This window comes from Pseudoalteromonas sp. MM17-2 (genome assembly GCF_022347945.1).
Classification (GTDB): Bacteria; Pseudomonadota; Gammaproteobacteria; order Enterobacterales; family Alteromonadaceae; genus Pseudoalteromonas; species Pseudoalteromonas ruthenica.
Map to the genome: position 1 here is coordinate 1 of NZ_JAKRFV010000034.1, position 25821 is coordinate 25821.

At 48.2% G+C, this 25821-nt stretch carries 22 protein-coding genes; 13 read left to right on the plus strand and 9 right to left on the minus strand.

Features of this window, described 5'->3' with window-relative positions; genetic code table 11:
- Positions 1–83: 83 nt before the first annotated feature.
- Together MHM93_RS18615 and MHM93_RS18620 are read right to left on the minus strand one after the other, a co-directional pair.
- Entirely contained in the window at positions 84–965 is an 882-nt protein-coding gene (locus tag MHM93_RS18615; protein ID WP_239450144.1) for a cyclin family protein, read from the minus strand.
- A gap of 413 nt (positions 966–1378) precedes the next feature.
- Positions 1379–1837, minus strand: coding sequence for a MarR family transcriptional regulator (locus MHM93_RS18620; RefSeq protein ID WP_022945244.1), 459 nt, complete (start codon positions 1835–1837; stop codon positions 1379–1381).
- Between the two features lie 114 nt (positions 1838–1951).
- Here MHM93_RS18620 and MHM93_RS18625 point away from each other — a divergent pair, with 114 nt between their 5' ends.
- Positions 1952–2380: an organic hydroperoxide resistance protein gene (locus MHM93_RS18625; protein ID WP_343224179.1), complete on the plus strand. Its 429-nt coding sequence runs from the start codon at positions 1952–1954 to the stop codon at positions 2378–2380.
- Positions 2381–2435: 55 nt separating this feature from the next.
- Here MHM93_RS18625 and MHM93_RS18630 read toward each other — a convergent pair whose 3' ends face one another.
- The 3 genes from MHM93_RS18630 to MHM93_RS18640 all read right to left on the minus strand — a co-directional run bounded on the left by MHM93_RS18630 (position 2436) and on the right by MHM93_RS18640 (position 5254).
- Positions 2436–4490 carry a S9 family peptidase gene (locus MHM93_RS18630; RefSeq protein WP_239450146.1) on the minus strand — a complete coding sequence of 685 codons (2055 nt, stop codon included), beginning with the start codon at positions 4488–4490 and terminating at the stop codon, positions 2436–2438.
- A gap of 89 nt (positions 4491–4579) precedes the next feature.
- The gene (locus MHM93_RS18635; protein WP_022945241.1) at positions 4580–4894 is read right to left on the minus strand and encodes a hypothetical protein; all 315 of its coding nucleotides are present in this window, start codon (positions 4892–4894) and stop codon (positions 4580–4582) included.
- A 99-nt stretch (positions 4895–4993) separates the two neighbouring features.
- On the minus strand, positions 4994–5254 hold the full coding sequence (locus tag MHM93_RS18640) for a DUF1294 domain-containing protein (protein WP_162197080.1): 261 nt from the start codon (positions 5252–5254) through the stop codon (positions 4994–4996).
- A gap of 201 nt (positions 5255–5455) precedes the next feature.
- On the opposite strand from MHM93_RS18640, the gene MHM93_RS18645 reads away from it, so the two are divergent.
- A complete protein-coding gene (locus MHM93_RS18645; protein WP_239450147.1) occupies positions 5456–5851 on the plus strand; it encodes a hypothetical protein in 396 nt (131 codons plus the stop codon).
- A 4-nt stretch (positions 5852–5855) separates the two neighbouring features.
- Here MHM93_RS18645 and MHM93_RS18650 read toward each other — a convergent pair whose 3' ends face one another.
- Positions 5856–7913 carry a TonB-dependent receptor gene (locus MHM93_RS18650; protein ID WP_239450148.1) on the minus strand — a complete coding sequence of 686 codons (2058 nt, stop codon included), beginning with the start codon at positions 7911–7913 and terminating at the stop codon, positions 5856–5858.
- A 215-nt stretch (positions 7914–8128) separates the two neighbouring features.
- The gene (locus MHM93_RS18655; RefSeq protein ID WP_239450149.1) at positions 8129–9397 is read right to left on the minus strand and encodes a glycerophosphodiester phosphodiesterase family protein; all 1269 of its coding nucleotides are present in this window, start codon (positions 9395–9397) and stop codon (positions 8129–8131) included.
- A 128-nt stretch (positions 9398–9525) separates the two neighbouring features.
- On the opposite strand from MHM93_RS18655, the gene MHM93_RS18660 reads away from it, so the two are divergent.
- Positions 9526–10419 carry an MBL fold metallo-hydrolase gene (locus MHM93_RS18660; RefSeq protein ID WP_239450150.1) on the plus strand — a complete coding sequence of 298 codons (894 nt, stop codon included), beginning with the start codon at positions 9526–9528 and terminating at the stop codon, positions 10417–10419.
- Here MHM93_RS18660 and MHM93_RS18665 read toward each other — a convergent pair.
- Positions 10416–11507 carry an alkene reductase gene (locus tag MHM93_RS18665; RefSeq protein ID WP_239450151.1) on the minus strand — a complete coding sequence of 364 codons (1092 nt, stop codon included), beginning with the start codon at positions 11505–11507 and terminating at the stop codon, positions 10416–10418. The two genes, MHM93_RS18660 and MHM93_RS18665, sit on opposite strands and share 4 nt — an antisense overlap.
- 93 nt (positions 11508–11600) lie before the next feature.
- Positions 11601–12488: a LysR family transcriptional regulator gene (locus MHM93_RS18670; RefSeq protein WP_138508161.1), complete on the minus strand. Its 888-nt coding sequence runs from the start codon at positions 12486–12488 to the stop codon at positions 11601–11603.
- 116 nt (positions 12489–12604) lie between these two features.
- On the opposite strand from MHM93_RS18670, the gene MHM93_RS18675 reads away from it, so the two are divergent.
- The 10 genes from MHM93_RS18675 to MHM93_RS18720 form a co-directional block, all read left to right on the plus strand.
- Positions 12605–13789, plus strand: coding sequence for an MFS transporter (locus MHM93_RS18675; RefSeq protein WP_239450152.1), 1185 nt, complete (start codon positions 12605–12607; stop codon positions 13787–13789).
- Positions 13786–14688: a TIGR03571 family LLM class oxidoreductase gene (locus MHM93_RS18680; protein WP_239450153.1), complete on the plus strand. Its 903-nt coding sequence runs from the start codon at positions 13786–13788 to the stop codon at positions 14686–14688. Before MHM93_RS18675 ends, MHM93_RS18680 begins: the two co-directional genes overlap by 4 nt.
- A 9-nt stretch (positions 14689–14697) precedes the next feature.
- Positions 14698–15510, plus strand: a complete 813-nt coding sequence (dkgB, locus tag MHM93_RS18685) for a 2,5-didehydrogluconate reductase DkgB (protein ID WP_138508158.1) — start codon at positions 14698–14700, stop codon at positions 15508–15510.
- 2 nt (positions 15511–15512) lie between these two features.
- On the plus strand, positions 15513–16454 hold the full coding sequence (locus MHM93_RS18690; RefSeq protein ID WP_239450154.1) for an alcohol dehydrogenase catalytic domain-containing protein: 942 nt from the start codon (positions 15513–15515) through the stop codon (positions 16452–16454).
- A gap of 217 nt (positions 16455–16671) precedes the next feature.
- On the plus strand, positions 16672–17655 hold the full coding sequence (locus tag MHM93_RS18695; RefSeq protein WP_239450155.1) for an LLM class flavin-dependent oxidoreductase: 984 nt from the start codon (positions 16672–16674) through the stop codon (positions 17653–17655).
- 76 nt (positions 17656–17731) lie between these two features.
- Entirely contained in the window at positions 17732–18115 is a 384-nt protein-coding gene (locus tag MHM93_RS18700; RefSeq protein WP_130146240.1) for a VOC family protein, read from the plus strand.
- Between the two features lie 266 nt (positions 18116–18381).
- A complete protein-coding gene (locus MHM93_RS18705) occupies positions 18382–21006 on the plus strand; it encodes a glycoside hydrolase family 16 protein (RefSeq protein WP_239450156.1) in 2625 nt (874 codons plus the stop codon).
- A gap of 64 nt (positions 21007–21070) precedes the next feature.
- On the plus strand, positions 21071–24025 hold the full coding sequence (locus MHM93_RS18710) for a TonB-dependent receptor (RefSeq protein WP_239450157.1): 2955 nt from the start codon (positions 21071–21073) through the stop codon (positions 24023–24025).
- 255 nt (positions 24026–24280) lie between these two features.
- Positions 24281–25150: a hypothetical protein gene (locus MHM93_RS18715; protein ID WP_151173812.1), complete on the plus strand. Its 870-nt coding sequence runs from the start codon at positions 24281–24283 to the stop codon at positions 25148–25150.
- Positions 25150–25821: hypothetical protein (locus tag MHM93_RS18720; protein ID WP_239450158.1), on the plus strand; the 672-nt coding region annotated here is incomplete at its 3' end. The genes MHM93_RS18715 and MHM93_RS18720, both read left to right, overlap by 1 nt.

The following is a 25821-nucleotide window of genomic DNA, read 5'->3' on the forward strand; positions in this document are numbered from 1 at the left end:
TACTCTTTTTGTTTGGCGACATTAGAATACCACCAACAGGCAGTTGATCGTCTGTCACCTCTTAACCATGAGTGGTGCACTTATTATCTGAATTCGGGCATAGCCACATTAATACAAATATTTTGAAGTATAAAGGCTTCCAACTTGTAAGCGCTTTGCTTACCTGGATCCCACCCGTCTTTACGTTTCGTATTGTGGTGATGAAGAAAACCGCGAAGTTTGACAATCTTTTTTATAAACTCTGAGGATGTTAAAGAGTACTCTGCGATGTACTTAGCCCTTAATTCCGACGGCAAAGAGTAAACATATTTGGGGTCTTTAAGTATTTTATTTATAAATACCTCTAATTTTGAGGAAGAAACCATTTCTCTTTCAATAGCTGTATTCTTAGTTTTTCCATTACCATAATGCGATTCAAGCATGAAGTAAAAATCATAAAATGCTTCGATATATTCTTCTCTCTTAATGTCGTTTGTTCCTCTTCTGTAGAAGGATAAAACTACATCGTGATTTTTATCTTTTACGGCGGTTATTATCGGCCTAACTAACAAATCAAATCCTATTGGTTGAATTTCCTCAGGAGTAAACTTGTGCCTACCGACTTGGAAGTTATTTAGCTGAATGAGTTCTTTCTCTGACTCATTTTCAGGAATCCATTCTATTTCATGCCCAGAAATATCTATTGATTCTACACCCCATAAGCTCCACATCCCTTCTATTTGACGCATGATTGTTTCTAATTCCTCCCATCTAGGATGAACCATGTTTATGCTGAGTTTTACACCGGGTGTTTCACTTTCCTTGACTTGAGGGGTGTCATGCTGTGAAACAGGGAATGAAACAACTATATAGTCGATTAGGTTGTCTTTTAAAACAAACTCAAACCTATAATCATCTATTTCAAAATCTGTATTTTGATTAGTTTTAACTTGACCATTTAATTTAAATTTATATTGGCAACGCATCCTTACTCCAGAAAGCTCTAACAATTTAATATCGAGCGATTGGGTCGTTTTTCTGCCGCAATCTGTCTCGTTTTCGTCCTTAGACCATTGATAGCAAATTTAGGAAGTACTTACCAGCATTGAAGTTACGCTGCATTGCTCTAAATGTGGGCACGACAAAAACGACCCAAAGGGTCGTTTTCCTGACTATAGGAGAAATACAACAATGCTGTATATAAAGACAATAATTTGTTGAGGCTGGCTCAGTGAGAACTCATTCACCATTTTTAAACTACATCGGCGAGTTTATGCTGACGAAGCAATATTCGCTCACAGCCGTTGATATACATCTTAAATGGATTTCTTTCTATGCTCATTTTCATGGTAAGCGCTCCCAGCGTCACTGGGCGATAACGAGGCTATCTGATCATTGCTTACTGGGTATCGGCCTCACAAAGTGTGGTATGTAAGTCATCACTCACTTTGTCTATTAGTCGTATCAACTCCATCCCTTCTTCATCACTGATATTTTTGAGGTTACAGCGCATTTGCTGAGGAATTTTTTGCGCGGTGTGTTTGGCCTTTTTTCCATAGTCGCTGAGTACCACCCGCTTTACCCGCTTGTCATGCTGATCATGGATCACCTGTACAAAAGATTTCTGCGTAAGCTTTTTTAAAATTAAACTCATGGCACCACCATCAATATGGGTTTTCTCAAGTAATTGATGAATGGTGATTTGGTCTTTTTCCCATAATGCCATTAACACCACATACTGTGGGTAAGTAATATCGAGCTCACGCAATAACGGCCGATAGGCCCGGGTGAAGGCGTTAGCCACAGTGTAAAAGCGGTGACACAGCTGGTAGTCAAGTTTTAAAGCATTGTCGGTCATGATTTCTCCTTTATTTTATTTTGCATGCAAATAACTTGATCTTCAAGTTGGCCATCGCTATTATTTACTTTGCATACAAAGTAAATTGCTAAATAGTTAACTAGAAGGAGGCCAATAATGGCGTTAGAACAGATTCTTTATAGTGCAAAAGCCACGGCAACTGGTGGACGAGACGGCTCTGCCAAGTCGGACGACGGCCGTTTAGATGTTGACCTATCGGTTCCAAAGGGGCTGGGGGGCGATGATGGTCAGGGCACCAACCCTGAGCAGCTTTTTGCCGCCGGTTATTCAGCGTGTTTTATTGGCGCGTTGAAAAAAGTGGCGGGCGATCAAAAAATTAAGTTACCTCAGGATATTGCCGTAACGGGTGAGGTTGCAATTGGTCCAAAAGGGCAAGGTTTTTCTATCGACGCTAAGCTCACCGTGGATTTGGGGGATATGGACAAAGCGCAGGCGAGTCAATTAATGGATACCGCGCATCAGGTTTGCCCCTATTCCAATGCCACACGTGGCAACATTGATGTGGAACTGGTGCTGGCCTAAAGGCACAGCCTAGTCGCGACAAGGGCGGCGACAGCGTGTCGCCGCCTTTATATGGTTATTTATCGGCCTGCTTTTCGCCGTGTTTTTCAAACCACCACAGAATGTAGGCGACTTTTGCCATCAGGTTCGAGGGCCGTTTGGTGATGCCATGCGAGGCATCAGGAATACGCACCATGGCGGTATCCACACCTTGCAATTGCAATGCTTGGTAGAACTGCTCCGTTTCGGAAATAGGCGTACGATAATCGGCCTCACCGGTTAATAGCATGGTGGGGGTGGTTACATTGCCCACATAGCTAATAGGTGAGCGCTCCATATAATGTTGCATATGCTCCCATGGCTTGCCTGGGAACCAGTAATCCGCAAAGAAGGGATAAAAATCAGCCGTTAGTACAAAGCTAAACCAATTAATAACAGGCTTGGCAACCACCGCCGCAGCAAAGCGATCGGTATGGCCGACTATCCACGAGGTAAGTACACCGCCGCCAGAGCCGCCGGTTACATAGAGTTTAGTGTCATCAATAAAGCCTTTGGCAACTAAGGCATCCACACCCGTCATCAAATCATGGTAGTCGTTGCTTGGATAGTTATGATGAATCGTTTGTGCAAAGTCTTTGCCGTAAGAGTCACTGCCGCGTGGGTTCATGTACAGCACCACGTTGCCTTGAGCGGCGAATAATTGTGCTTCAGCGCTAAAGTGAGGCCCGTAGTTGGCCACCGGTCCACCGTGGATCTCGAGAATCAAAGGGTACTTTTTAGTTGCGTCAAAGTGCGGCGGGTAAACAATCCAGCCCTGAATATCGAGCTCATCGTGACTGGACTTAACCCACAACTCTTCCACTTTACCAAGCGTTTTGTTGGCCAAGGCATCTTCATTTAAATGCGTTAACCGCAGCGCTTCGCCGCGCTTAGTCAAGGCCACATCGGCAGGGCGCTGAGTGTCGGCGAGCGTGAACGCAATATCACCCTCGGCGCTAACGTCAAAATCGCCGCCTGAGTAGGGGCGACCAAAAGACACGCTCCCCACTTTGTCGGTGATCACCTTGGCTTCACCGCGCAAAGGTTGGTAGCCAATGGTGGTTTTGCCTTCGCTATCGTAGCTAAAGTACAGGCCGCGACTATCATCCGCCCAGTGTATTTGCGCCACTGCGCGGTCAAAGTCCGGCGTTAAGCTGCGCGTCTCGCCAGATTCTAAATCGCGGATATAGAGCTGAGTGTTTTCATAGTTAGTGCGCTTATCGTCATAGCCGGTATAGGCTAAGTAACGACCATTGGGAGACACCTGCGGCTGGCTGTCTGGGCCATCGCGGTCGGTGATGGGGCGAATGCTGAGAGTATCAAGCTCCAGCGCGTAAATTTCTGAGTTTATCGGCTTTAACTCATGGTCACTGTGACGGTTTGCTGAAAAGTATAAGGTGCTGCCATCGTCACTAAAGCTGATACTGCCGCCATGGTCAAAGTCACCGGATGTGAGCTGCACCGCGTTGCCGCCGTTAGCAGCAATACGAAACAGGTGGTTATGGCCTGCTTTGGTATAGCCGGCGCCATCAGCGCGGTAGTAAACCTCATCGATAAACAGCGCTGGGTCGGCCCATTTTGCGCCTTCGGGCTTACCGGGTAAGCTCACCGGGCTATTGGGCTTAGCGGGCACAAACATACTGAATACTAAGCTTTTGCCGTCTGGTGTCCAGGTGGGCTTGGAGGGGCTCTGTGTAAGGTTGCTGATTTTACTTACCGCACCTGTGTTTAACCACTTAACATACAGCTGTGCGCTGCCATCTCGTGTAGAAATAAACGCTAAGCGACTGCCATCGGGGGATAACACGGGGGCAAAGTCTTGATGTACGCCACTGGTTACTGGTTGCAGCTGTTTATTGTCGGTGCTGACCTGCCAAATATTACTAAATTTGCGGTCTGACTTAATGTCCATGCGATTGCGCACAAAATACACGGTATCGCCATCATCACTGATATCGATTTGATTGGCATATTCAAGATTGAAAACGTCTTCGAGCGCGAGTACATCATGGCGAGTGCTTTGGGCTGCATTGGCGATACCGCTGGTTGCGATAGCTAAACCCATGGCCCAAGAGAGGGGAGTGAATTTCATAATCTGTCCTTGGCAGCTATGTCAGTCTCCCTGTTATAAGACCCATACTCTGTAGGTGCAACTTTATTCGATAAAAAATGACAGCTTGGTCATGGAGTTGCAAAAAATAAGGGCAGCAGCATAGCGATTAGCGCGATGATCATGCCACATTGGTTGGTTAGTGAGATTTGCTTGCGCTTGCGGCTGATGTAATCGTCACTCAGGCTGTATCCACTTTCGTTGTTGAGCCAGGCATCTAAGTTGGTTTCCAGTGCTTTGGCTTTGCTGAGTTTTAGCGGGTTATGATTGAGCACTGCGCGCAAGTCGGGATAGTACTGTTCAACATAGCTACGTAGCTGTTTACGAAGGGTAAAGCGCACCCATAAGTAGGCGCCAAAAAGGAGTAAGAAAATAATTAAGTTCATTGCTGTAAATCCATTTAACGAGCGTGACGTTTTATTTGTTCCCAAGTTTAGCAAAAATGTATAAAAAGTCAGCACTTTTATACTTAGCCAAAAGTATGACTACCATAAACCAGCGCTACTCAAAATCAGTTGTACTGCAACAATAATAAACATCCAGCAATGGACCAAAATAGTCACCCATAGCTTTATGATAAAGGCGCGCTTTTGCGATTTATGACGCAACCAAGTTTGCGCCGCAAGGGCTCCTAGCCAGCCACCGAATAGCGACCATATTAATAAGTCACGCTCGGGTGTACGTGGGCGTTGGCGCTGCGCCGCGCGTTTATCATGCCAAAACCACACAAAGGTTATTGTGCTCATGCATAAATAGAAGACGCTGGGCCAAAGAGTTTGCACTTGCCAACAGAGCAGTGCGACAGCGCAGACAAAGAGTAAGCTGCAAACACCTTTGCAAAGCTGCAATATAAACTTCATTATGTGTTGTCCGATAAATTTTGACTCAAGTGTCCCTAGTCGGTGCCGATAGTATTTAAAAGCGAGCCATGATGCCAAGGACGCGCAATGCGCATTGATTCTTCCTACTCACAATCTATACCGACATCGCCTCAATCTGAGGGCACTTTACGCCTGCAACCCCAGCATAATCAAGCCAAAGCTCAGGCTGAGGCGGACATTAAGCAGAGCTTGCGCGAGCAACTGCCCGCGCATATTCAGAAAATGCTAGAACAAATCGAGCGCGTAAAAGAGCAAATAGACCAAGCACGTGAAAGGTTGAGAACTCTGCAAAACGAGCAAGACCCCAATGATGAGGAAGCGCACAAAGCTATGATCGAATCACAGCGCAATCTTGTTGCCAATATGGAAGTACAGCTTATGCAAATGACCCAAGCGGTCACTGAAGCACTCAAAGAGGCCGGGATCTCCGACCCCGGTATACTCTTAAGCGCACTAAGCTAATAAGTTACCACTGCCTTTCGATACTAAATAGCACGCTGCGCGGGCGCCCGGGAAAGTAACGATCGCCGCTGAAAGTCGTGAAATCGGCACGTTCAGCATAGGCTGTATCTGCGATATTCTCGACCCGAGCAATCACTCGCCAGTCCTTATTCACTTGCCATGCACCGCGTATATTAATGAGATCATGGCCACTGTAGCGGTGTAAATTTTGTGGGTCGGTGTAATAATCACTGACGTGATGCCACTCCAGGGCAACATCGACATCGTCACTGACTTGCCAATGCAGTTGAGTATTTGCCACCCATTTGGGCGCGGTGTCCATAATGTTTCCCTTGAGTTGAGTGTCAGCGATGACTTGCTGGTGCTCATAGGTGTGCAGCGCCCGACTCAGTGCAAGTTGCAGCATTACCCGGCTGCTAGCCTGATAGCGTAGTTCTAACTCAATACCTCGGTGTTTACTTTCACCGTCACTGACATTAAAGAAGTCACTATCGCGGAAAATAAAGTTATCTTTTTGCATCACGTAGCCAGCCAGGTTGAAGCGCACTGAATTGTAAGCCCCCTTTACACCCAGCTCCACGCTATTGATGGTTTCGCTTTTTAAATCGGCCACTTGCTGCTCACGCTGCAGTTGATATAACTCTGAGGTTTGCGGCGCGCGGTAGCCTTTGGCGAGATTAGTATAAGCAATAAGTTCAGGGCTCAGCTGATAGCTCAGCGATAGCTTCGGGGAGAGATCGGCAAAGCTGTTGTCGCCGCTCGCGGGGCGTGAATAACGACAACCGCCAAAGCCACATTCGCTGCCATCGTCACGGGTACGCCCAGCGAGCATATGGTTGTTGTAGTTGTAGTCGATGTGCTCGTAACGTGCCCCTAAAGTCACTAACCAGGCCGAATGACGATAAGAGAGCTGCGCAAAAGGGGCATACCATGTTGCATCAACGCTGTAATCGTAATGCTTTCCTTGTGGTACGGTGGCCTGTAAAAAGGCTGAGCCGGTGGTTGGCTGGTGTTGATATTGCAGCACGTCGCCTTGGGTGTACTCACCATCTATGCCTAGGTTTAGTTGCCAAGAATTGTTGAGTTGGGTTTGCCAAAGCGTTTGTACGCCAACCCCTTGCTGGCTATTTTCCTCCAGCGGTTTACCCGGTAAGAAATGCTTTAAAAAGGTCATTTGTTGGTCACGCACATAAGGGGTGATCATCCAGGTGGATTGCCCGTTTGCTTGCCAAGTAAATTGCGACCATAGCCGCGTCGCGCGATTTTTGCGAAAGGCTTCTGGGTTGGGGTTTTGCTGTGCCACTTGCTCATTTTTATAGGCTTCAAAACCCTCAATATAGCCTGCTGTTTGTTGATCTAGATGGGTGTAGGTGAGCCCGGTTTGCACCCTCAAGGTATCGCCGCTATAGCGATAGCGCAGGTTGATTTTCTCTTGTTCGACACTCTCATCATCGCGGTAGCCGCTATCACGGGTAACACTGCTATTAATGCCAAAACCTTGCTCGCCTAAATCTTTACCGGCGCGCAGTTTTGCGCGTTTATAGCCATACGAGCCCACATCGAGGCCAGCGAAGCCGCCCCCATAAGTGGTATCGGGAGTAATCACATTAATTACCCCGTGCACAGCATTTGAGCCGTACAGCGCAGAGCCTGGCCCTTTAAGCACTTCAATACGCTCAGCCATTTCACTGTGCGCTTCAAACAGCTCATTAACGTTGCAGAAACCGGCTGCACGCAGGGCAATACCATCTTCTAGCGCCAACACTTCGGCACATGCGCCCCCGCCGGTAAATACCGGAGAGCGCAATGATGGTAAATATTCTTGGCCGTTACCGTGTTGTAAATTGGCACCGGCGATTTGTTTCATGGCTTTTTCAATGTGCGTGCTGCCAAGGATGGCCAATTGTTCAGCATTGATGGTGGCAATATTCAATGCCATTGCCTCATCTGTTACCGCCAATCGCGAGGCAGTGGTTGTGATGCGTTCAATCTCGGCCAAGTCATCCTGAGCGAGTGCCACTTGTGTAAACGCGAGTAGAGATAAGAATGTTGGTCTAAGCATACGTTTTCTGTGCATTTTTTGTTGATGGTACGGATTTGTAGCGCGCAGTGCAAAATTATACTCTGAGACGGTATTGGCTGATCACTGTGGTGCAAAGTGGTGTCGAAATACTAGGGAATTAGTCAGGCTGTTGGTCGACTGTTGGGGCGACTGAAGTGGAGTGTTGAAAGCACAGTAGCGAGGCTAGGTGCCTCGCTACTGTGATATAAGCGCTGCTAGGCGTCGTTGTTGGCTAACTTACAATTGGCATAATAGGTGGTGGTCGCAGGCCAGTCACTGAACACACCGATGACGCCAACATCTTGCGCTAATACATCCAGCACTTGCATCATCACACCATCTGAATCAACGGCATCGGTGATTGATTGGTAGTACCAGCCACCACCGCTCTCAAGCGGCCCAGAGCGCTCTAATGACCAAGCAATAATATTCAATCCTGCCTCGTTGGCTGCTTGGGCGTACGCCGAGGGAACAATCTGATTATTATTATCTAAATCAAGTAACATCCAAATCGGTGGTGCAATAACTTCGATGCCCTGATTGACCAGCTCAGCCATGCTGGGTGACCAGGTTTGCGCATTACTGGGATCAAAGCCCGGCTCGGCATCACGACCGTCAAGGTAAACGGCCTGTGCGGCGAATTCTGGATGAGTGTTAACCCAATGCAACACATCATCGCGGTTAAATGATTGCGGCCACACCTGATCGGCGGCGACTCCCGCAAGTTCATACTCGTTCAGCATTTTTGATGCGTAATCGGTTTGCGACATGCCATTAAAGGGCATACTGACGCTAGGTGATTTTAACTCTGGGGTCATTTTTACGCCCAGTGATTTAAACAATTCAATGCTTTCTTGGTGAGTCATCAAGGTACCGCGAGCGGCATATAGATCGGTTCGCCACAACGCTGTGCCTTGCATATATTCACTGACAGTGGTTGCTGCTGGGTTCGCTCCATCCATTTTTCCCTTAAGCGTTTTAAACTCGGCTAAGGTGATATCGCTGGTGCAACACTGGGCGCTTGCTGGGACGCCGTCTGCGGCGGGAGTGAAAGGCTCTGAGCATTTGCTAGCAAGTTCGGTTTCTAGAATATTGGTGGTGGTATGCAAATCGCACTGCGAATGGCGACAGACCAGCTCATTGTCGGCGGTAAAGGTGACATCACATTCTAAGATCCCTGCTCCCATGCGCGCTGCCGCAATGTAACTTTCACGGGTATGCTCAGGAAACTGCATGGGCGCGCCACGGTGGCCAATGGAAAAGTCGCTGGCCACGAAATTGTCGTCAGCACATGCTTGCAGTGCTTCTTTAAGTGGCCCCGCAGCCATGGCATCAACCAGTGCAAATGGGCGAGGGCCCAGTTGCACTGAAGCAGGGGTGGCTGTTTGTGGCTGTTCAACCACCACAGGATCAGAATCTGAGCTGCTGTTACATCCGCTTAATAAAAGCGCCGCCAACGAGCAACTAATGAGAGAAAAGCGCATAGAGTTAGTTCCTTTTTTAGGTTTTTAACCATCATAAGGACGCGATGTTTTATTTTTATTACAGCGACACAAGCACCACTTGATCGCTACAGTTAATTGCACAGTAGACTAAACTATCAGCAATGTGAATGAACAATAAGAGTTTTATGTATAAGGTGTTGATGTGTTTGCTATGGGTGGTGAGTTTTGCTGGCAGCGCTCAGTCTTATGTGATTGAGCAAGTTAAAGATAACGTGTATCGATTTAGTGCAGGCCACTACCACAGCGTTTTTATGATCACTGATAAGGGGGCATTTGTCACCGATCCTATTAATGCTGATGCGGCGAAATGGCTGAAAAAGGCGATTCACTCTCGTTTTGGTGTTGCCATTAAGTTCATGGCCTACAGTCACAACCATATTGACCACACGCTCGGTGGCGAATTTCTTGTCGATGAACAAACTACCGTTGTTGCTCATCGTTATGCGGATGAGGACATGCGCTGGACTAAAGCCCCCGTGCGCTTTGCTGACGTTACCTTCATTGATTCTTTCACCGCTGAGCTTGGACAAAGCTCTGTGCAGCTTAGTTATTTCGGCCCCAATAATGGGCGCGGCAACGTGAGTATGCATTTCATGCCCGCGAACGTTATGTTTGTGGTCGATTGGGTGGTGTTAGGTCGCATGCCTTACAAAGACCTACAAGGTTATGATATCCACGGCATGATCCGCTCTACAGAGCAATTACTCGCTAGCCACGACTTTGATATTTTGGTAGGGGGGCATGCACAAATGGGTGACAAGGACGACGTGCGTCGCTACCTTGCCTACCTGAAGACCCTTTATAATAGCGTACGTGACGCGCTGTTGGCGGGCCATACTTTGACGCAAATGCAGCAACAGCTACATTTTCCTGAATTCAGTCACCTGCCCATGTACCAGCAGTGGCGAGCGCAAAATATTGCCGGTGTGTACCGCACGTTGATAGAAGAGTCTTACTTTAATTTTCGCCCTGATGTGAGCGTTAAAGAGAACGAACATTAAGTGGTCGCATTGGGGTAATCAGTATAACCCTCTGGGCCACCGCCAAATAATGTTTGCGGATCATGCTCTGCTAAAGGCAAACCTGCTTTGAGGCGCTGCGGTAAATCCGGGTTGGCAACAAAGGGGCGACCAAAGCCAATCATATCGGCCCAGCCGTCCTTTAGTGCTTGCTCGGCGCGCGCCTTGGTGTATTTACCCGCGTAAATAGTGAGCCCATCAAAGGCATCACGGATAGCGTGCTTAAACTGTGCGCTCATTAAAGGCGCATCGTCCCAGTCGGCCTCCGCAATATGGACATAGCCAACGTTAAGCTCATTAAGAGCCCGCACTGCTGCTACATAGGTGCTTTGAGGATTGTCATCTACCGCGCCATTTAAGGTTGTTAACGGTGCTAATCTGACCCCTACGGCGTTTGCACCAAATACCTCACTGACCGCGCTGACGACTTCACGCAAAAAGCGCAGGCGATTATCAAGGCTACCGCCATACTCATCGCTGCGGTTATTGGCTTGTGAGTCTAAAAACTGGTTGATTAGATACCCGTTGGCAGCATGCAGCTCAATGCCGTCAAAGCCTGCTTCTTTGGCGCATTGGGCGCTGTGGCGATACTGCGCGATGACCTCGTGGATTTCTGCAACGCTCATGGCGCGCGGCATTTGCGCCTCGACAAAACCCGGGTTGTTATTGTCATCGATAAACACCTTCACCCCCTTGGCTTGAATAGCAGACGATGAGATGGGCTGCTTGCCGCCAGTATTACTTTCATGAGATACGCGGCCGACATGCCACAGCTGGGCAAACATCACGCCGCCGGCTTGGTGGACGGCGTCGGTGACCTTGCGCCAACCGGCAACCTGCTCTGGGGTGTAGATCCCCGGGGTCCAGGCATAGCCTTTACCTAGTTCGCTGATTTGCGTCCCTTCACTGATAATCAGTCCGGCACTGGCACGCTGCGCGTAGTAGGTCGCCATTAAGTCATTAGCGATGTCACCCGGTTGGGTTGAACGCGAACGTGTCATCGGTGGCATAACAATGCGGTTTTTTAATGTTTTACCGGCTAAGGTAATGGGACGGAAAAGTGAATTCATAAGACCTCCTAAAGTTGTGCTGAGCACAGCGTATCGCAGATGATTGTCATCATTAACCGCAATAAATGAAAAACACTTTTGTGAAATATGTAACTACAGGCACAACCTTGATTCAATGAAATCTAAAAAGGCAGATATTCGTGAAGACACTGCACTGTTGCGATAGTAAACAGCTTGTACAGATTCTCGTCGATTAGGACTTAAAATATGGTTGTTGAGTACGCTCACTAAGCGCCCGGCGGCTAAGTCGTCTTTAACCATAAAATGCGACAACAATGCGAGTCCTTGACCCGCTATACATAGCTGACGCACAGTCTCGCCGCTGGAAGCACTGATAGCGAAGCGCAATTGTTGCGGGCTTTTGAGTGGCCAAGTGTTGAGGTGTGGGGCATCGCTAAAACCGATTAAACGCTGCTCATGTAGAGTTTGAATATTCTCTGAAAGGGAATGATGAGCTAAATACTCAGGACTTGCCACTATGTGTAGGCGGCTTTTACCTAGTCGTCGAGCATGTAAATTTGAGTCACTAAGGTCACCAATACGTATGGCTATATCGGCTTTATGCTCAAGCAAATCAATAATACTGTCGTGGCTGGTTAGCTCTAGAGTAATATCTGGGTAGGTTTTGCAAAAATCGTTGATCAAAGGGGTCAATTGATGAAAAACAAATGGGCTGGCGGCATCAACGCGTAATTTTCCTGAAGGAGAGCGGCCCAGCAAACGCAGTGCTTCTTCGCCTTTTGCCAGCATATTCAAGCCATCGCGAGCGTGGCTCAAAAACAACTCTCCTTCTTCTGTGAGCTCTACTCGCCGTGTGGTTCTATTTAGTAGGGTGGCATTTAAAGTACGCTCCAGGCGGGTTACCGCTCGGGACACTTTGGCAACTTGTTGGTCGAGTAATTGTGCCGCAGCAGAAAAGCCTCCAGTATCAACTACGGTCACAAAGGCTTCTAAGTCTTCAGTTTTAGCATTGACGGGCATCGGCTTACCTTTTCATTTATCACAAAAGTATTTTGTCACTGCTGCTATTTTTTGCAAATAAATTTACTCCCACAATGACGGCATTGTTTTTAAACTCGCAGTGAAGAGGAAAATAAATGCCCATTGCATTGCTCGCTTTAACTTTGAGTGCCTTTGCTATAGGTACTACCGAATTTGTAATAGTAGGATTAGTGCCGACTATTGCACAAGATTTAAATGTGACCCTGCCAAGTGCTGGGTTATTGGTTAGCCTTTATGCCATTGGCGTGGCCGTTGGCGCACCAGTGCTGACCGCGCTCACCGGACGGTGGAAGCGTAAAAGCGTGCTTCTTAGCCTCATGGCGTTGTTCGTTGGAGGAAATATTTTGGCTTGGCAAGCGCCGAGCTACGAAAGCTTAATTGCGGCGCGCATCCTGACTGGGTTGGCCCATGGCGTGTTTTTCTCCATTGGTTCAACCATTGCCACAGGCCTTGTGAGTAAAGAAAAAGAAGCTAGTGCCATCGCAGTCATGTTCACCGGTTTGACAGTAGCCCTAGTCACAGGCGTGCCGCTGGGTACTTGGATTGGTCAAAACTTCGGTTGGCGAGCAACCTTTTTAGTGGTTTCTGCCTTAGGGCTAATCGCTCTCATTGGCAGTGCTGTGCTGGTCCCGGGGAATTTAAAACAAGGTCGCCCGGCGCGCATCAAAGAGCAGTTGCAAGTGCTTGTTCAACCGCGATTAGTATTGGTGTATGTCATGACTATTTTGGGCTATGGCGGCACATTCACTGCATTTACTTATCTGGCGCCTATTTTACAGCAAGAAACCGGCTTTGCTCCGTCAGCCATAGGTTTGATCATGCTGGTTTATGGTGTATCTGTGGCCGTGGGCAATATTTATGGCGGCAAGCTAGCCGACAAAAAAGGTCCGATTAACGCCCTTACGCTGATTTTTGCGGCTTTATCTCTAGTTTTATTGGTATTCACATTCACTATGGGATCAAAAGTGGGAGCGGTGATCACCGTGCTGATATGGGGGGCTTTTGCTTTTGGCAACGTTCCTGGGTTGCAAGTGTACGTAGTAAAACTTGCAGAAAAATACACCCCTAATGCCACAGATGTAGCATCAGGCCTAAACATTGCGGCGTTTAATATCGGGATTGCGGTAGGCTCTGTATTGGGCGGTGCGATTGTCGACGGTATGAGCCTGCAAGACACTGCTTGGATAGGGGCTATGATTTCCGTAGCGGCTTTGGTGGCAACGCGTTGGAGTGGTCACCTTGATAAGCGCGACGAAACGCGTGCTCAGGAGCTGGTATGAGCCTGGATAAACTAGCACAAAAACCTTTTTCTATCGGGGTGGAGTTGCCGCTGGATAATGACTGGGCTCGTTTTGAAACCAATACCTCAGGACCTTTTGGCATTCCAGATATGCGCCATCATGAAGCGCGTATTCAGTTAGCCGACAAAATGGGCTTCTTCGCCGCTTGGGTTCGTGACGTGCCTATTTATGATCCTAATTTTGGTGATGCTGCTCAAGTATTTGAAACTTTTAGTTATCTAGGTTATCTGGCGGCTAAAACTGAACGCATAATGCTTGGCTCGGCTGCGGTGGTGTTGCCTCTTCGCCAGCCTTGGCTAGTAAAAAAAGCCGCCGCCACGATACAAAGCCTCAGTAAAGGACGGTTGATCTTAGGGCTTGCCAGTGGTGATCGCCCTAGTGAATACCCTTTATTTAATATCGACTTTCCCTCACGGGGAGCCCGCTTTCAAGAAGCTGTGGCGGTGCTCAAAGGTGAGCCCAAGCGGCCCTTACAAGCAGGGCAAAAGGTTCTGCCGGAGTTGACTAACACGCCCTTATATGTCGCGGGTCTCGCCCAGCAGTCACCAATGTGGGTGGGACAAAATATGGATGGCTGGTTGGCATACCCAGGTACTCCTGAAGATCATAAAAAGCGAGTAGCACAGTGGCGTAATGTTGCTGGCGAAAAGCCTTACGTGAGCTTTATTCATTTAAATTTGCTGGATGAGCCTGATGCGCCAATAACACGTCACCGATTCGGGATTGAAACTGGCATAAATGGACTCATCACTGAACTAAAGGCAATGCAGCAAGTAGGTGTAAACCATATTGGTTTGCATCTTAGGCGAAATACCTTGCCCGTTGAATGGGCACTTGAGTACATCGGTAAACAGGTATTACCGCATTTTCACTTTTAAGGAGGCTATATGAATCAATCAATTTTACCTAAACTAGGCGTTGGCACGTTTCGACTAGAGGACGAAGTCGCTTATCAGAGTGTAATGATGGCTCTTGAAGAGGGGTATCGGCATATCGATACTGCGCAAATCTACGGCAACGAAGAAGCTGTAGGTCGTGCTATTAGAGATAGCGATATTGCCCGTGAAGAGCTCTTTGTAACAACTAAAGTGTGGAACGATAAGCTCAATAAAGAGGGCTTTATTGACAGCGTTAAAGAAAGTTTACGAAAGTTGCAGCTTGATAGCGTGGACCTACTGTTAATTCACTGGCCAAGCCCTGATAGCGGTGAACCAATGGAAGAATACCTTGGTGAGTTACATCGTGCCAAAGAGCTGGGTTTGACTAAATACATAGGTGTATCTAACTTCACTATTGCCCAACTTCAACAAGCGCTAAAAATCTTACCAGAGGGCTCGTTGACCAATAACCAAATTGAAGTTCATCCTTATTTGACTAATGAAAAAGTGCGTGAATTTTGTGTGCAACAAGGAATCACAGTGACCGGCTACATGCCTTTTGCTGTGGGTAAAGTGCTGAAAGACGAGACTATTTTAGCTATTGCTAAAAAACATAACGTCAGCGCCGCCGAAGTGGTTGTGGCTTGGGAATTAGCACATGGTTTGGTGACAATTCCATCATCGACCAAACGAGCCAATTTAGCCACAAACCTTAAGGCGCTGGAACTGACTTTAAGCGCTGAAGACATCGCCAGAATCGATGCCCTTGATTGTAACGACCGTCAAGCCGACCCTGACTTTTCACCCAAGTGGGATATTTAAATATGGTAGAGCGGACCCATGCATGGCAGTTTAATGGGGCAGGTAATGCCCTGCAATTAGACTACAAAGCCTTACCTCTATTGGAGGCTGGACAGATTCTGGTGCGCAACCTTGCCATCGGCATCAATCCTGTGGATTGGAAATTCATTGATGCCGATCCTATTTCTTGGCCCAAGGGTCACACTCCGGGCGTTGATGGTGCCGGCGAAGTGCTGGCCGTAGGTGCGGGAGTTGACGCTCAATTAGTCGGTCAAATGGTGGCTTATCATCACAGTTTAGGCCTTGATGGTAGTTTTGCTGAACACACCGTTTTATTTGCGAACCGGGTGATGCGCATACCACAAAGCTTGAGTCCTTCGGTGGCTGCCGCTTTACCATGTCCGATGCTGACTGCGTGGCAAGCGTTTAGCAAAATCCCCGCAGTTAAAGGTGCTAAGGTACTGATAACGGGTATGGGGGCAGTGAACAAGTTGTTGGCCCAAATGCTGAGTCACAGTGGTTTTAAAGTGCATGTCTTATCGCAAAGTTTAACCCAAGAGCAAGCGGATAAACTGAGTATAGATGCAGTTTTTCGTCAAGCGCCCAGCGCGGGCGGTTACTTTGCACTGTTTGATGCTAATGGCCCGGATACGGCAAGGGAGCTTGTGCCACTGCTGCAGGCCAATGGCCATGTTATCAGTATTTTAGGACGCATTGATAACCCCGTGGATGCGCCATTTACGCGTACTATTTCATACCATGAAATTGCCTTGGGGGCACTGCACGACTATGGGGATAGCGCTCAGTGGCAGCGCCTTGTAAGGGACGGTGAACGTCTACTAGAAGACGTGGTGGCTGGTCACTTACAGGTAGAGCAACCAACTGAATTCGCTTTTGATGCATTAAATGATGCTTTGATTTTCTCTAAGGAGGAAAAACAAAAAGCAGTTGTGCTCAATCAATAGTTACTCTGGGCCTTGAATGGCGGAATAAAACTAACGCATAAGGCCCAGGTTAGTAGCTTTTACACGGTTTTAATTGGGTTACAGGCACGGTTACCTCACGATATTGATGCCGAAATAGCATCATGATAATGCCATATTGTGGCTGCTGTATCGGTAGAGATGTTGTTAAGGTGACCCTATCAACATAATGTAGAACGTGCTAAATGAAGAGGTAATAATGACCGCTATTGCTAAGCTCAGTGTGCTTGATCTCGCGCCCGTGGTGCAAGGCAGCAACGCCAATGAAGCGTTTGCCCGCGCTAAGGAGCTTGCTCAACATGTGGAACGTTTAGGTTACCATCGTTTTTGGATGGCGGAGCATCATAATATGCCCGACATAGCCAGCGCCGCCACGTCCACCGTACTGGCGTACATTGGCGCTCATACTCAGCGTATACGTATTGGCTCTGGGGGCGTGATGCTGCCCAATCACGCGCCGATGATTGTCGCCGAACAATACGGCACCTTGGCAGCGCTATTCCCAGAGCGCGTCGACTTAGGCATTGGTCGTGCGCCGGGGAGCGATGGCGTAACAACACGTGCGTTGCGACGTGATGCAAAGGCTGCGGAAGATTTGTTGCCGCAACTTGAAGAGCTGCAGTATTTTCTTGGTGAGGAACAACCTGGCCAACGCGTGCGAGCTTACCCTGGAGTCGGTTCTCACGTGCCGTTGTGGCTACTTGGTTCAAGCACTTACAGTGCCTTGCTCGCGGCACAAAAAGGCTTACCCTTTGCGTTCGCTGCGCACTTTGCCCCTGACTTTATGATGCGCGCGATAGAATTGTATCGTGAACAGTTTCAGCCCAGCGCTCAACTGAGTGCTCCCTATGTGATGGTAGCGGTGAATGCAATTGCCGCTGCTACTGACGAGCAAGCCGAGTTTCTCGCAACCACAGGGCAGCAAAAGTTTGTCAGTATGATCAGGGGGCAAGAGGGGCTGATCCCTCCTCCCACCGATAATATGGATGCGATCTGGACCGACCTTGAACGTCAACAAGTGACTCGGATGTTGCGCGAGTCAATCATCGGTAATAAAGAGAAAGTCCAGGCTGGGCTGCGTGGGTTACAGGCGCGTACGGGGGCTGACGAAATCATGCTACACAATATTATTTATGATCAACAAGCGCGTTTGAACTCTTATGAGCTGATAATGCAAGGGTGATAGATATGGGTTGGCGCGTGGTTTATCCCCGTATATGCTTGATGAGCATCTTGCATTACTAAAAAAGGAACACAACATGATTGGCTACGTCACTTTAGGTACAAATGATTTGCAAAAGGCTGCGGCTTTTTATGATGTTTTGTTGGGCCAACTTGGTGCAGCGCGGTTTATGGAGAATGAGCGCTTAATCGCTTGGTCGACTGGCCCTGTGGGCGCCGGGTTAGCGATAGTGAAGCCCTATGATGAGAGCCCAGCAAGCGCCGGTAATGGAACTATGGTGGCATTACAGGCCAGTTCCCCGGATTTGGTCGATAAGGTTTACCAAAAGGCGATTGCTCTTGGTGCTAAAGAAGAAGGAGAGCCCGGTGAGCGTGGTGATATCCCTGGCTTTTATGCTGGCTACTTTCGAGACTTAGATGGCAATAAGTTGAATGTATTTTATATGCCAAGCCCTGCTTAATAGGTAGGGAAATGTGAATCTTACTATAGGCGCCCAGGTGGGCGCTTTGTTGCGTGTATTTGTCCCCATATAGTTAACCCTGTGTTAAAAAATAACTGCATTTTATTGACGTTTTAACGACCATGTCATATGTTGTGAAAGCGCTTACATAATTTGCGCTTTTTATTTGAGCACTTTTGAAAGCGCTTACAAAATGCTGGTTGATAATAAAAATACAATTAAATCAGTTAGATACTAATAACCAATTAATGTTGGGGTTCAACAAAATGAACAAAGCAGCAACACACACGACTCGGGCTTTGGCAGCGCTCTCATTAGCTGTACTGACTGGGTGTGGCGGCTCCGCCACTGAGACTGATGTCACCACCACAGAGGTTAGTGCACCTGCCTCCAACTGGGTCATGGTTTGGGAAGATGATTTCAGTGGTGAAAGCATCGACACCTCAAAGTGGAACTATGAAATCAATTGCGCCGGTGGCGGCAACAATGAAAAGCAATGCTATACCGATAGCAGCGATAACGCATACATCGAAGATGGCGTGCTCAATATTGTTGCCCTACCAGCATCAGAAGGGGCTGAGAAGCCTTACACGTCGGCACGATTAAACACCCGATACAAGGCCGATTTTACTTACGGACGCTTTGAAGTTCGTGCCAAGCTGCCCTCAGGACAAGGCAGTTGGCCGGCGTTTTGGATGATGCCCACCGATGAAGTGTATGGTTCGTGGCCTAAGTCGGGAGAAATCGACGTCCTCGAAGCTGTTAACCTGAAAGTGCCCACTGATGAGGGAGTAGAGTCTAATATTCATGGTACTTTGCACTATGGACGCGATTGGCCAGACAATGCTTCCAGTGGCAAAGCATATGAATTCCCTCAAGATGAGAACCCCGCAGATGACTTCCATACTTATGCCATCGAATGGCAAGAAGGCGAAATTCGCTGGTATGTAGATGACTACCTTTACGCTACTCAACGTCGTTCTGAGGTGCTTTATAACAGCAAAAATGAAGCTGTGGGCTTAAAGCATCGCGGTTGGTTTGCTGAGTATTTTGAGCAGGGCAGTGGTGAGCTAGTCACGCATTGGGACAATACTCCGTATGATCAAGATTTTTATATGATCCTCAACCTTGCTGTTGGCGGTGATTGGCCGGAAAACGTCAATCAAACGGGTATTGATGCCAGCGCTTTTGCCGAGGGACAAAAGTTTGAAATTGATTATGTGCGCGTTTATGAGTGTGCATCGAACCCTGATACAGGCAAAGGCTGCGAAACAATTCGCCCTGGTTATGATGACCCTGCAGATGCATTAGTTGAAGGTAAGGCGCCTGTGCCTACACCGCCATCAACAGGCATCAATCCACTGACTATTTTTGCTGACCAATTTAACCCTAACTGGCCTGCTTGGGACTGCTGTGGCGGTTCAACGCCGAGCTTAGTACCTGTAGAAGGCAAAGGCAATGTGGTGGAGTTCGTGGTCGGCAGTGAACCGACGGTGAATGGCTTTACTAGCCGCGCCGAATTTATTACCGACCCTGAGGGTGAGGCCTCTCCCTATGATGCCTCCGGCATGCTTGATAACGGCTTTGTGCGTTTCGATATGCGCGTCACTTCAGCTCCGGCGAATCCAGATGCCACTTGGATGTTCAAAATTGAAAGCTTTGATGCTGGCTCCGCCGTAGAGCTCAACCTTAGCGCCAGCGCCGAAGGTGAAGCTCCTGTCGTAGGCCAATGGCAAACGTATACATTTCCAATCCAAGCGTTAGCTGATGCTGGCCTTGATGTGTCAGCAATTGATGTGGTGATGATCTTCCCTGCTTGGGGCACTGGAGAGGGCGCCGTTTATCAAGTCGATAACGTTGAGATAAACGCCGAGTACCCGCAGTTAGACCTTTTCACTGATGGCCAAAATGTTGATTGGCCGATGTGGGATTGCTGCGGTGGCAGCACACCTATCGAAGTCATGGATGATGAAGCCCATGGCTTGGTTGCTGAATTTGCGATTGGTGCCACACCTACCGTTATGGGCTTTAATACGCGCAGCGATGCAGGCGGCAGTGATAACCCCTTTGATGCCACGGCTATCGTTGAAGGTGGCGTGATGCAGTTTGATATGAAGGTAACATCAATGCCGAATACGCCAGATGCGCCTTGGTTGCTCAAGTTGGAGTCAAGCGGCGGAGCGACGGCCGCTGAAGTTGATTTAACAACAAGCGCTGAAGGTCACGGCCCACAAGCGGGTGAATGGCAAACTTATACCTTCGCGTTGACTGATCTAGCGAGCGCTGGGTTAGATTTAAGCGCCATTGATGTAGTAATGATTTTCCCTGCATGGGGCAGCGGTGAAGGTGCGGTATACCGCATTGATAACGCCAAAATTTATTACCCTGAGAATGATGGGTTAACCTTATTCAAAGACGCGGCTGCTGAGCAGTGGAGTATTTGGGATTGCTGTGGTGGCTCTGAGCCTGCTGTAGTGACTGACGACCAAGCTCATGGCGCAGTTGCTGAGTTTACAATCGGAGCGACGCCAACCGTGATGGGGTTTCTAGCCGATGAAAACGTGTCATTTGATGCTTCCGGTTTGCTCAGCGAGGGTGTGGTGCAGTTCGAAATGAAGATTACTAGCAATGCGGGTAACCCGGACGCTCAATGGTTATTCAAGATGGAGTCATTGGGTGCTGCAACCGCAGTGGAACTGCCGCTCAGCGCCAGTCAGGAAGGGGCAGAGCCTGTCGTGGGTGAATGGCAAACCTACACCTTCACATTACAACAGCTACTCAATGCTGGCTTGGATGTCAGTGCTATCAATGTGGTGATGGTATTCCCTTCTTGGGGCATGGGTGAAGGCGCTGTGTATCGCATCGATAACGCGGTCATAGCGAATCCTTAACACACCGAGTGCGGGTAGTACGCTGCCCGCAACCTATGGCAACAATTTGTATAAGCAGGCAATCATGAAACCTACAACATTTAAGAAATCATCGCTAGCTGTCTCAGTGTCGCTGAGCCTTGCCGCAGGCCTTGGTGTGGCCATGCCAACTTGGGCACAGACAGAACAAGATAATGCTGAAAAGAAAATAGAAGTTATTCAAGTTAAAGGGATCCGAGGCAGTTTGATTCGTTCCATGGATCTTAAACGCCAATCTTCGGGCGTTGTCGATGCAATCTCTGCAGAGGAAATGGGCAAGTTCCCAGATACTAACTTGGCTGAGTCATTGCAGCGCATAACCGGGGTGTCGGTAAGTCGGGCTAACGGCGAGGGGAGCCAAATTACTGTACGTGGTTTTGGCCCTGAGTTTAACCTTATCACCCTTAATGGCCGACAAATGCCAGGAACCGGTTACACGCGTTCGTACAACCTGGAAAACATCGCCTCAGAGGGTGTGAACACCCTAGAAGTTTTTAAAACTGCGCGTGCTGATGTCCCCAGCGGTGGTTTAGGCGCGACGGTTAATATCGTTACCTCGCGACCCTTCCAACGCCCTGGGCAGCACTTTACCGTAACCGGCAAGGCTATTCACGATACTTCTAATGAACAAAGGGATGACGTCACTCCAGAGTTTTCTGCGGTGTATAGCAACACCTTTGATGATGATATGTTCGGTGTTGGCTTTACCTTCTCGCATCAGGAACGTGACTTCCAAAAACAACAAGCAAACATTCAAGGTTGGCAAGCTAACGTAGATTTACCGTCGCTTGAGGAGGGCAGTGTGATTGACCCTCGCCCTCTAGACGCTGATGGCAACCGGGTGGGTAATCATTTCTTTCCTAAAGATATGAACTACAGTATTGAAGACTTAGAGCGCGAGCGCACCAACGGGCAGGTCACGCTTCAGTACGCGCCTATCGATGATATTGTGGTGACGCTGGATTATACGGCGAGCCGAGCGATTACTGGCTCAAACAGCATAGGCTGGGGCATTTGGAACGAGTTTGGTGGCAATATTAACGGCTACGAGCTTGATGAAAATGGCACCGCATTATTCGCTGACATTAGTGGTAATGATGCGTCGTTTACCACCAACCGTTCAACCACCGAAGTCACCGCACGTTCTGTGGGCCTCAACGTCGATTGGCAAATCAACGATCAATGGCAGGTTGCTGTTGATTATCATGATTCTAATAACGAAACCGATAATGGCGCCGATGACGGGCTAGGCAGCGCCGGGCAAGTGATCTTGGGCTCCGATCAGCTTATTAATAAAATTTATGATTACCGTGAAGGGGACATCCCTCATACTTTGGTAAACTGGAAAAATGGCACCACTACGTTAGCCCCGAGTGAAATTGATTCTAACTTTAGTCAGTTCATCTACTCACCGGGTGAATCGGATATCAAACAGGCGCAATTGCATAGCGAATGGTACAACGACAGCTTTGATATTCCACTGATCCGGGTGCAATTCGGTGGCTCGCACACTGAGCAAACCATGACGGGGTTCACGGCGTGGAGCGGTCTGCGCGGCGGCCCTGGTTTCAATCCGGCGTTCCCCGAGATTTTCCCTGATAATATGTTCACCTACCATGAAACCGGCGATCTCCTTGATCAATTTGCTGGAGGTGGTAGTGACTTGCAACCGGGTTATTACTACACCTACGACTTTGATGAGGCCATTGCTCGCCAGCTGGCTTACCTTACTGAAGATGTAGTAGGTGACAATGTATATTCTATCGACCCTTTCTTTGATGGTATTGATAGTGAGAATACCGTTGAAGAGCAAACGCAAAGCCTTTACTTGCAAACGCAGTGGGAATTCGACGTCGCCAATTACTACGTGCAAGTGAATGCCGGTTTACGTTATGAGCAAACCGATGTAACTAGCATTGTACGCCAGCGTGTAGAGCAACAAGTGAATTGGGAAAGTGCGTCAGAGTGGATTATGCAATACGCCGAAGGCGGCACGAATAACTTCCTGACTCAAGAGGGTGACTACGACATCCTACTGCCGATGATTGATGCTAAAGTGGATTTGACCGACGATTTGGTTGCGCGGGTATCATGGGGTAAAACCATGTCACGTGCACCTTTGGGTAATTTGGCCGGCGGCCGTAGTTTAACGGGCAGCCCTAAGCCAGGCTCGCGAACTGGTGCCCAAGGTAACCCCAATCTATTGCCATTTGAGTCCACTAACTTGGACTTATCGCTAGAGTATTACTACAGCGAAGGCAGCTACGCGTCACTGGGTTATTTCAAAAAAGACGTGGATAACTTTATCCAAACAACTATCACTGAAACCACCATAGACGGTTTGCACGACATTCTTGATGGTCCTCGCTACCGTGAGGCGGTGGCTGCAATTGAAGGCCGTGGTGAGCAGGCGACCAGCGATGCAATCTATAACGAAATGCTGGCGCTAGGCTATGGTAATGGCGAAGGTAAAATTGAGCCAAGCAGTGATGATCCGCTTATTGTTTGGAACATCAGCCAGCCGCAGAATACCGACAGCAAAGCGGTAGACGGGTTTGAAGTGGCAGTGCAGCACCTGTTCGGGGAGTCGGGCTTTGGTGTGGGTGTAAACGCGACTTTTGTTGACGGCGATGTCGAGTTTGATAGTGAAAGCTTGGTGCAACAAGCTCCACTTACTGGCTTGAGCGACTCTGCAAACTTCCAGGCGTTCTATGAAAAAGATGGCTTATCGGTGAAGATCACTTATGCATGGCGTGATTCGTATCTGATTGGTGTGGGCCAGGACCAGGGCTCCTCAGATGCGCCACCGCAGTATAGCGACACGTATGGGCAATGGGATATCAGTGTTAATTATGACATCGATGAGCACATTACCGTGTTTGCCGAAGGTGTGAATCTCAATAATGAAACGGAGCGTGGTTACGGCCGATATGAAGAGCAGTTCTTATTTGCACGTCAATATGGACCGCGCTACACCTTGGGTGCGCGCTACAGCTTTTAGCCATTAATTTTAGCTCCACGACAGGGTTTATCCCTAGAACCAACCTAGCCGCTCACCGAGCGGCTTTTTTTATTTATATACAGTAACCACTTGAGCTTGTGTCAGTGAGTAGAAGGGGCTTTGATGTAGCACCGCGTCAAGTACCTAAACGGACAACTGGCTATTTTTAACCGTTTTGTTTAATATTGCCCCAATTAGCGCCTCATTTCATGGTCGTATAGGTGTCTTAGGAATACTTTTAACAAGGATGAACTCATGACAACCATGCGTATTTCCCAATCTGTCGGCATCAACGGTGTCAATAATCCCAATGACATTAAAGCGGTACAACAAGCATTAAACGCTCTACTGAGACTCATTGCGCCCACTCAGCGGTTAGTCGTTGATGGTCGTTTAGGAAGCCGTCCTGAACAGTCAAAAACCGTTGCCGCGATAAACCTATTTCAACAAAAAGTGGTGGGTATGGTTCGTCCCGATGGCAAAGTGGATGTAAATGGGCGCACCCATCGCAAAGTAAATGAAAAGCTCTCTCAAGCGAGCGCCAGCGCGCAGACACCGGTTTCTGGAGCCTTGAAAGTATCGCTTTATCGTAATATTGAGCGCTATGAGGGCCGCGTAGAGCACATGTATTTGGATACCAAAGGCTTTGCGACCGTTGGTGTGGGCCACCTACTGAGTAACGTAGATGAAGCCAAAAAATTACCTTTTATTGTCAATGCCACTGGGCAACCAGCTACTGCCGCGCAAATAGAAGAAGAGTTCTCACGCTTAAAGAAAATGCCCTATGGTAAAGATTACCCCGCTTCCATTTATAAATCAGCAACCAAACTACACCTGTCTGAGCAAACTATGGATGCACAGATAGAGAAGCATATTCGTCAGTTTGAATCGGAGCTGAAAAGAATATACGGGGCCGATAAGTTCGCTGCCTTCCCAGACAATGTCAAATTGGCGCTATTCGATATGATTTTTAACCTGGGTATGACCAAGCTTAAAAACACCTTTCCTAACTTTAACCGCTATATTAACGCGGGTGACTATAAAAATGCCGCGCTCGAGTCGTCTCGTAAAGACATCTCCGAAGAGCGCAATATGTATGTTCGTAACTTATTGGCAAACTCATAATGACTAAAAGCACTTTTTTATTATCTGGGGCCATGCTGCTCTCTGTTGCAGCCTGCGCAAATACAGAGCAACCAAGTATTGCTCCAAGTTATAGCGAAACCAATAAAACTGAGGGGCGTTTTGTCGATCCCTTATCACTCGATAGCCGAGCGGATGTGGAAGCGCTAGCAAGTGGTAAGTGGTTTTTTAGTTATCCGCTAATAAATGATTCTGGCAAGAGCACAGAAATTGCAAGCTGTAAACAATTAAAGCAAGCGCAGGCTCAAGGTTTCAAGGGCGAAGACTTTTCAATGCAAGGCGCTATTGAAGCGCTCGAGCTAATTTGCAACACCTGGCAGGCGATGGCGAAACTAGAAGCCTCTCACACCAGTTGGCTTAACTTTACTCATGGTAAAGAAGTGGCCAAAGAATTACCTGCCGAATTCGCCCTCGCCATCTCTAATGATACGGTTGAGCTGGTGGCGCAGTCCGAGCACTGGAGTGATGTGACCACAATCAAAAAAGTTGAGCCTGCGAGTGAGGACCAAGCGGTGTATTACGATACCGATGGCAGTATTCAGCGTTTAACGCTTATGGCCCAAGGCGACTACAATGGCGATGGCATCGAAGATGCTATTTTCTATATGGAAAATGGCGTTGATGGCGGCAGTTATTCCAGTGTGAACACCTAT

What these genes read in the sequence shown, in the direction of transcription:
- MHM93_RS18695 (WP_239450155.1), top strand. Translation starts at nt 16,672, where the DNA reads ATGACCGCTATTGCTAAGCTCAGTGTGCTTGATCTCGCGCCCGTGGTG.
- MHM93_RS18660 (WP_239450150.1), top strand. Translation starts at nt 9,526, where the DNA reads ATGAACAATAAGAGTTTTATGTATAAGGTGTTGATGTGTTTGCTATGG.
- MHM93_RS18655 (WP_239450149.1), bottom strand. Translation starts at nt 9,397, where the DNA reads ATGCGCTTTTCTCTCATTAGTTGCTCGTTGGCGGCGCTTTTATTAAGC.
- MHM93_RS18665 (WP_239450151.1), bottom strand. Translation starts at nt 11,507, where the DNA reads ATGAATTCACTTTTCCGTCCCATTACCTTAGCCGGTAAAACATTAAAA.
- dkgB (WP_138508158.1), top strand. Translation starts at nt 14,698, where the DNA reads ATGAATCAATCAATTTTACCTAAACTAGGCGTTGGCACGTTTCGACTA.
- MHM93_RS18615 (WP_239450144.1), bottom strand. Translation starts at nt 965, where the DNA reads ATGCGTTGCCAATATAAATTTAAATTAAATGGTCAAGTTAAAACTAAT.
- MHM93_RS18650 (WP_239450148.1), bottom strand. Translation starts at nt 7,913, where the DNA reads ATGCTTAGACCAACATTCTTATCTCTACTCGCGTTTACACAAGTGGCA.
- MHM93_RS18700 (WP_130146240.1), top strand. Translation starts at nt 17,732, where the DNA reads ATGATTGGCTACGTCACTTTAGGTACAAATGATTTGCAAAAGGCTGCG.
- MHM93_RS18705 (WP_239450156.1), top strand. Translation starts at nt 18,382, where the DNA reads ATGAACAAAGCAGCAACACACACGACTCGGGCTTTGGCAGCGCTCTCA.
- MHM93_RS18635 (WP_022945241.1), bottom strand. Translation starts at nt 4,894, where the DNA reads ATGAACTTAATTATTTTCTTACTCCTTTTTGGCGCCTACTTATGGGTG.
- MHM93_RS18645 (WP_239450147.1), top strand. Translation starts at nt 5,456, where the DNA reads ATGCGCATTGATTCTTCCTACTCACAATCTATACCGACATCGCCTCAA.
- MHM93_RS18670 (WP_138508161.1), bottom strand. Translation starts at nt 12,488, where the DNA reads ATGCCCGTCAATGCTAAAACTGAAGACTTAGAAGCCTTTGTGACCGTA.
- MHM93_RS18680 (WP_239450153.1), top strand. Translation starts at nt 13,786, where the DNA reads ATGAGCCTGGATAAACTAGCACAAAAACCTTTTTCTATCGGGGTGGAG.
- MHM93_RS18710 (WP_239450157.1), top strand. Translation starts at nt 21,071, where the DNA reads ATGAAACCTACAACATTTAAGAAATCATCGCTAGCTGTCTCAGTGTCG.
- MHM93_RS18640 (WP_162197080.1), bottom strand. Translation starts at nt 5,254, where the DNA reads ATGAGCACAATAACCTTTGTGTGGTTTTGGCATGATAAACGCGCGGCG.
- MHM93_RS18715 (WP_151173812.1), top strand. Translation starts at nt 24,281, where the DNA reads ATGACAACCATGCGTATTTCCCAATCTGTCGGCATCAACGGTGTCAAT.
- MHM93_RS18690 (WP_239450154.1), top strand. Translation starts at nt 15,513, where the DNA reads ATGGTAGAGCGGACCCATGCATGGCAGTTTAATGGGGCAGGTAATGCC.
- MHM93_RS18620 (WP_022945244.1), bottom strand. Translation starts at nt 1,837, where the DNA reads ATGACCGACAATGCTTTAAAACTTGACTACCAGCTGTGTCACCGCTTT.
- MHM93_RS18630 (WP_239450146.1), bottom strand. Translation starts at nt 4,490, where the DNA reads ATGAAATTCACTCCCCTCTCTTGGGCCATGGGTTTAGCTATCGCAACC.
- MHM93_RS18675 (WP_239450152.1), top strand. Translation starts at nt 12,605, where the DNA reads ATGCCCATTGCATTGCTCGCTTTAACTTTGAGTGCCTTTGCTATAGGT.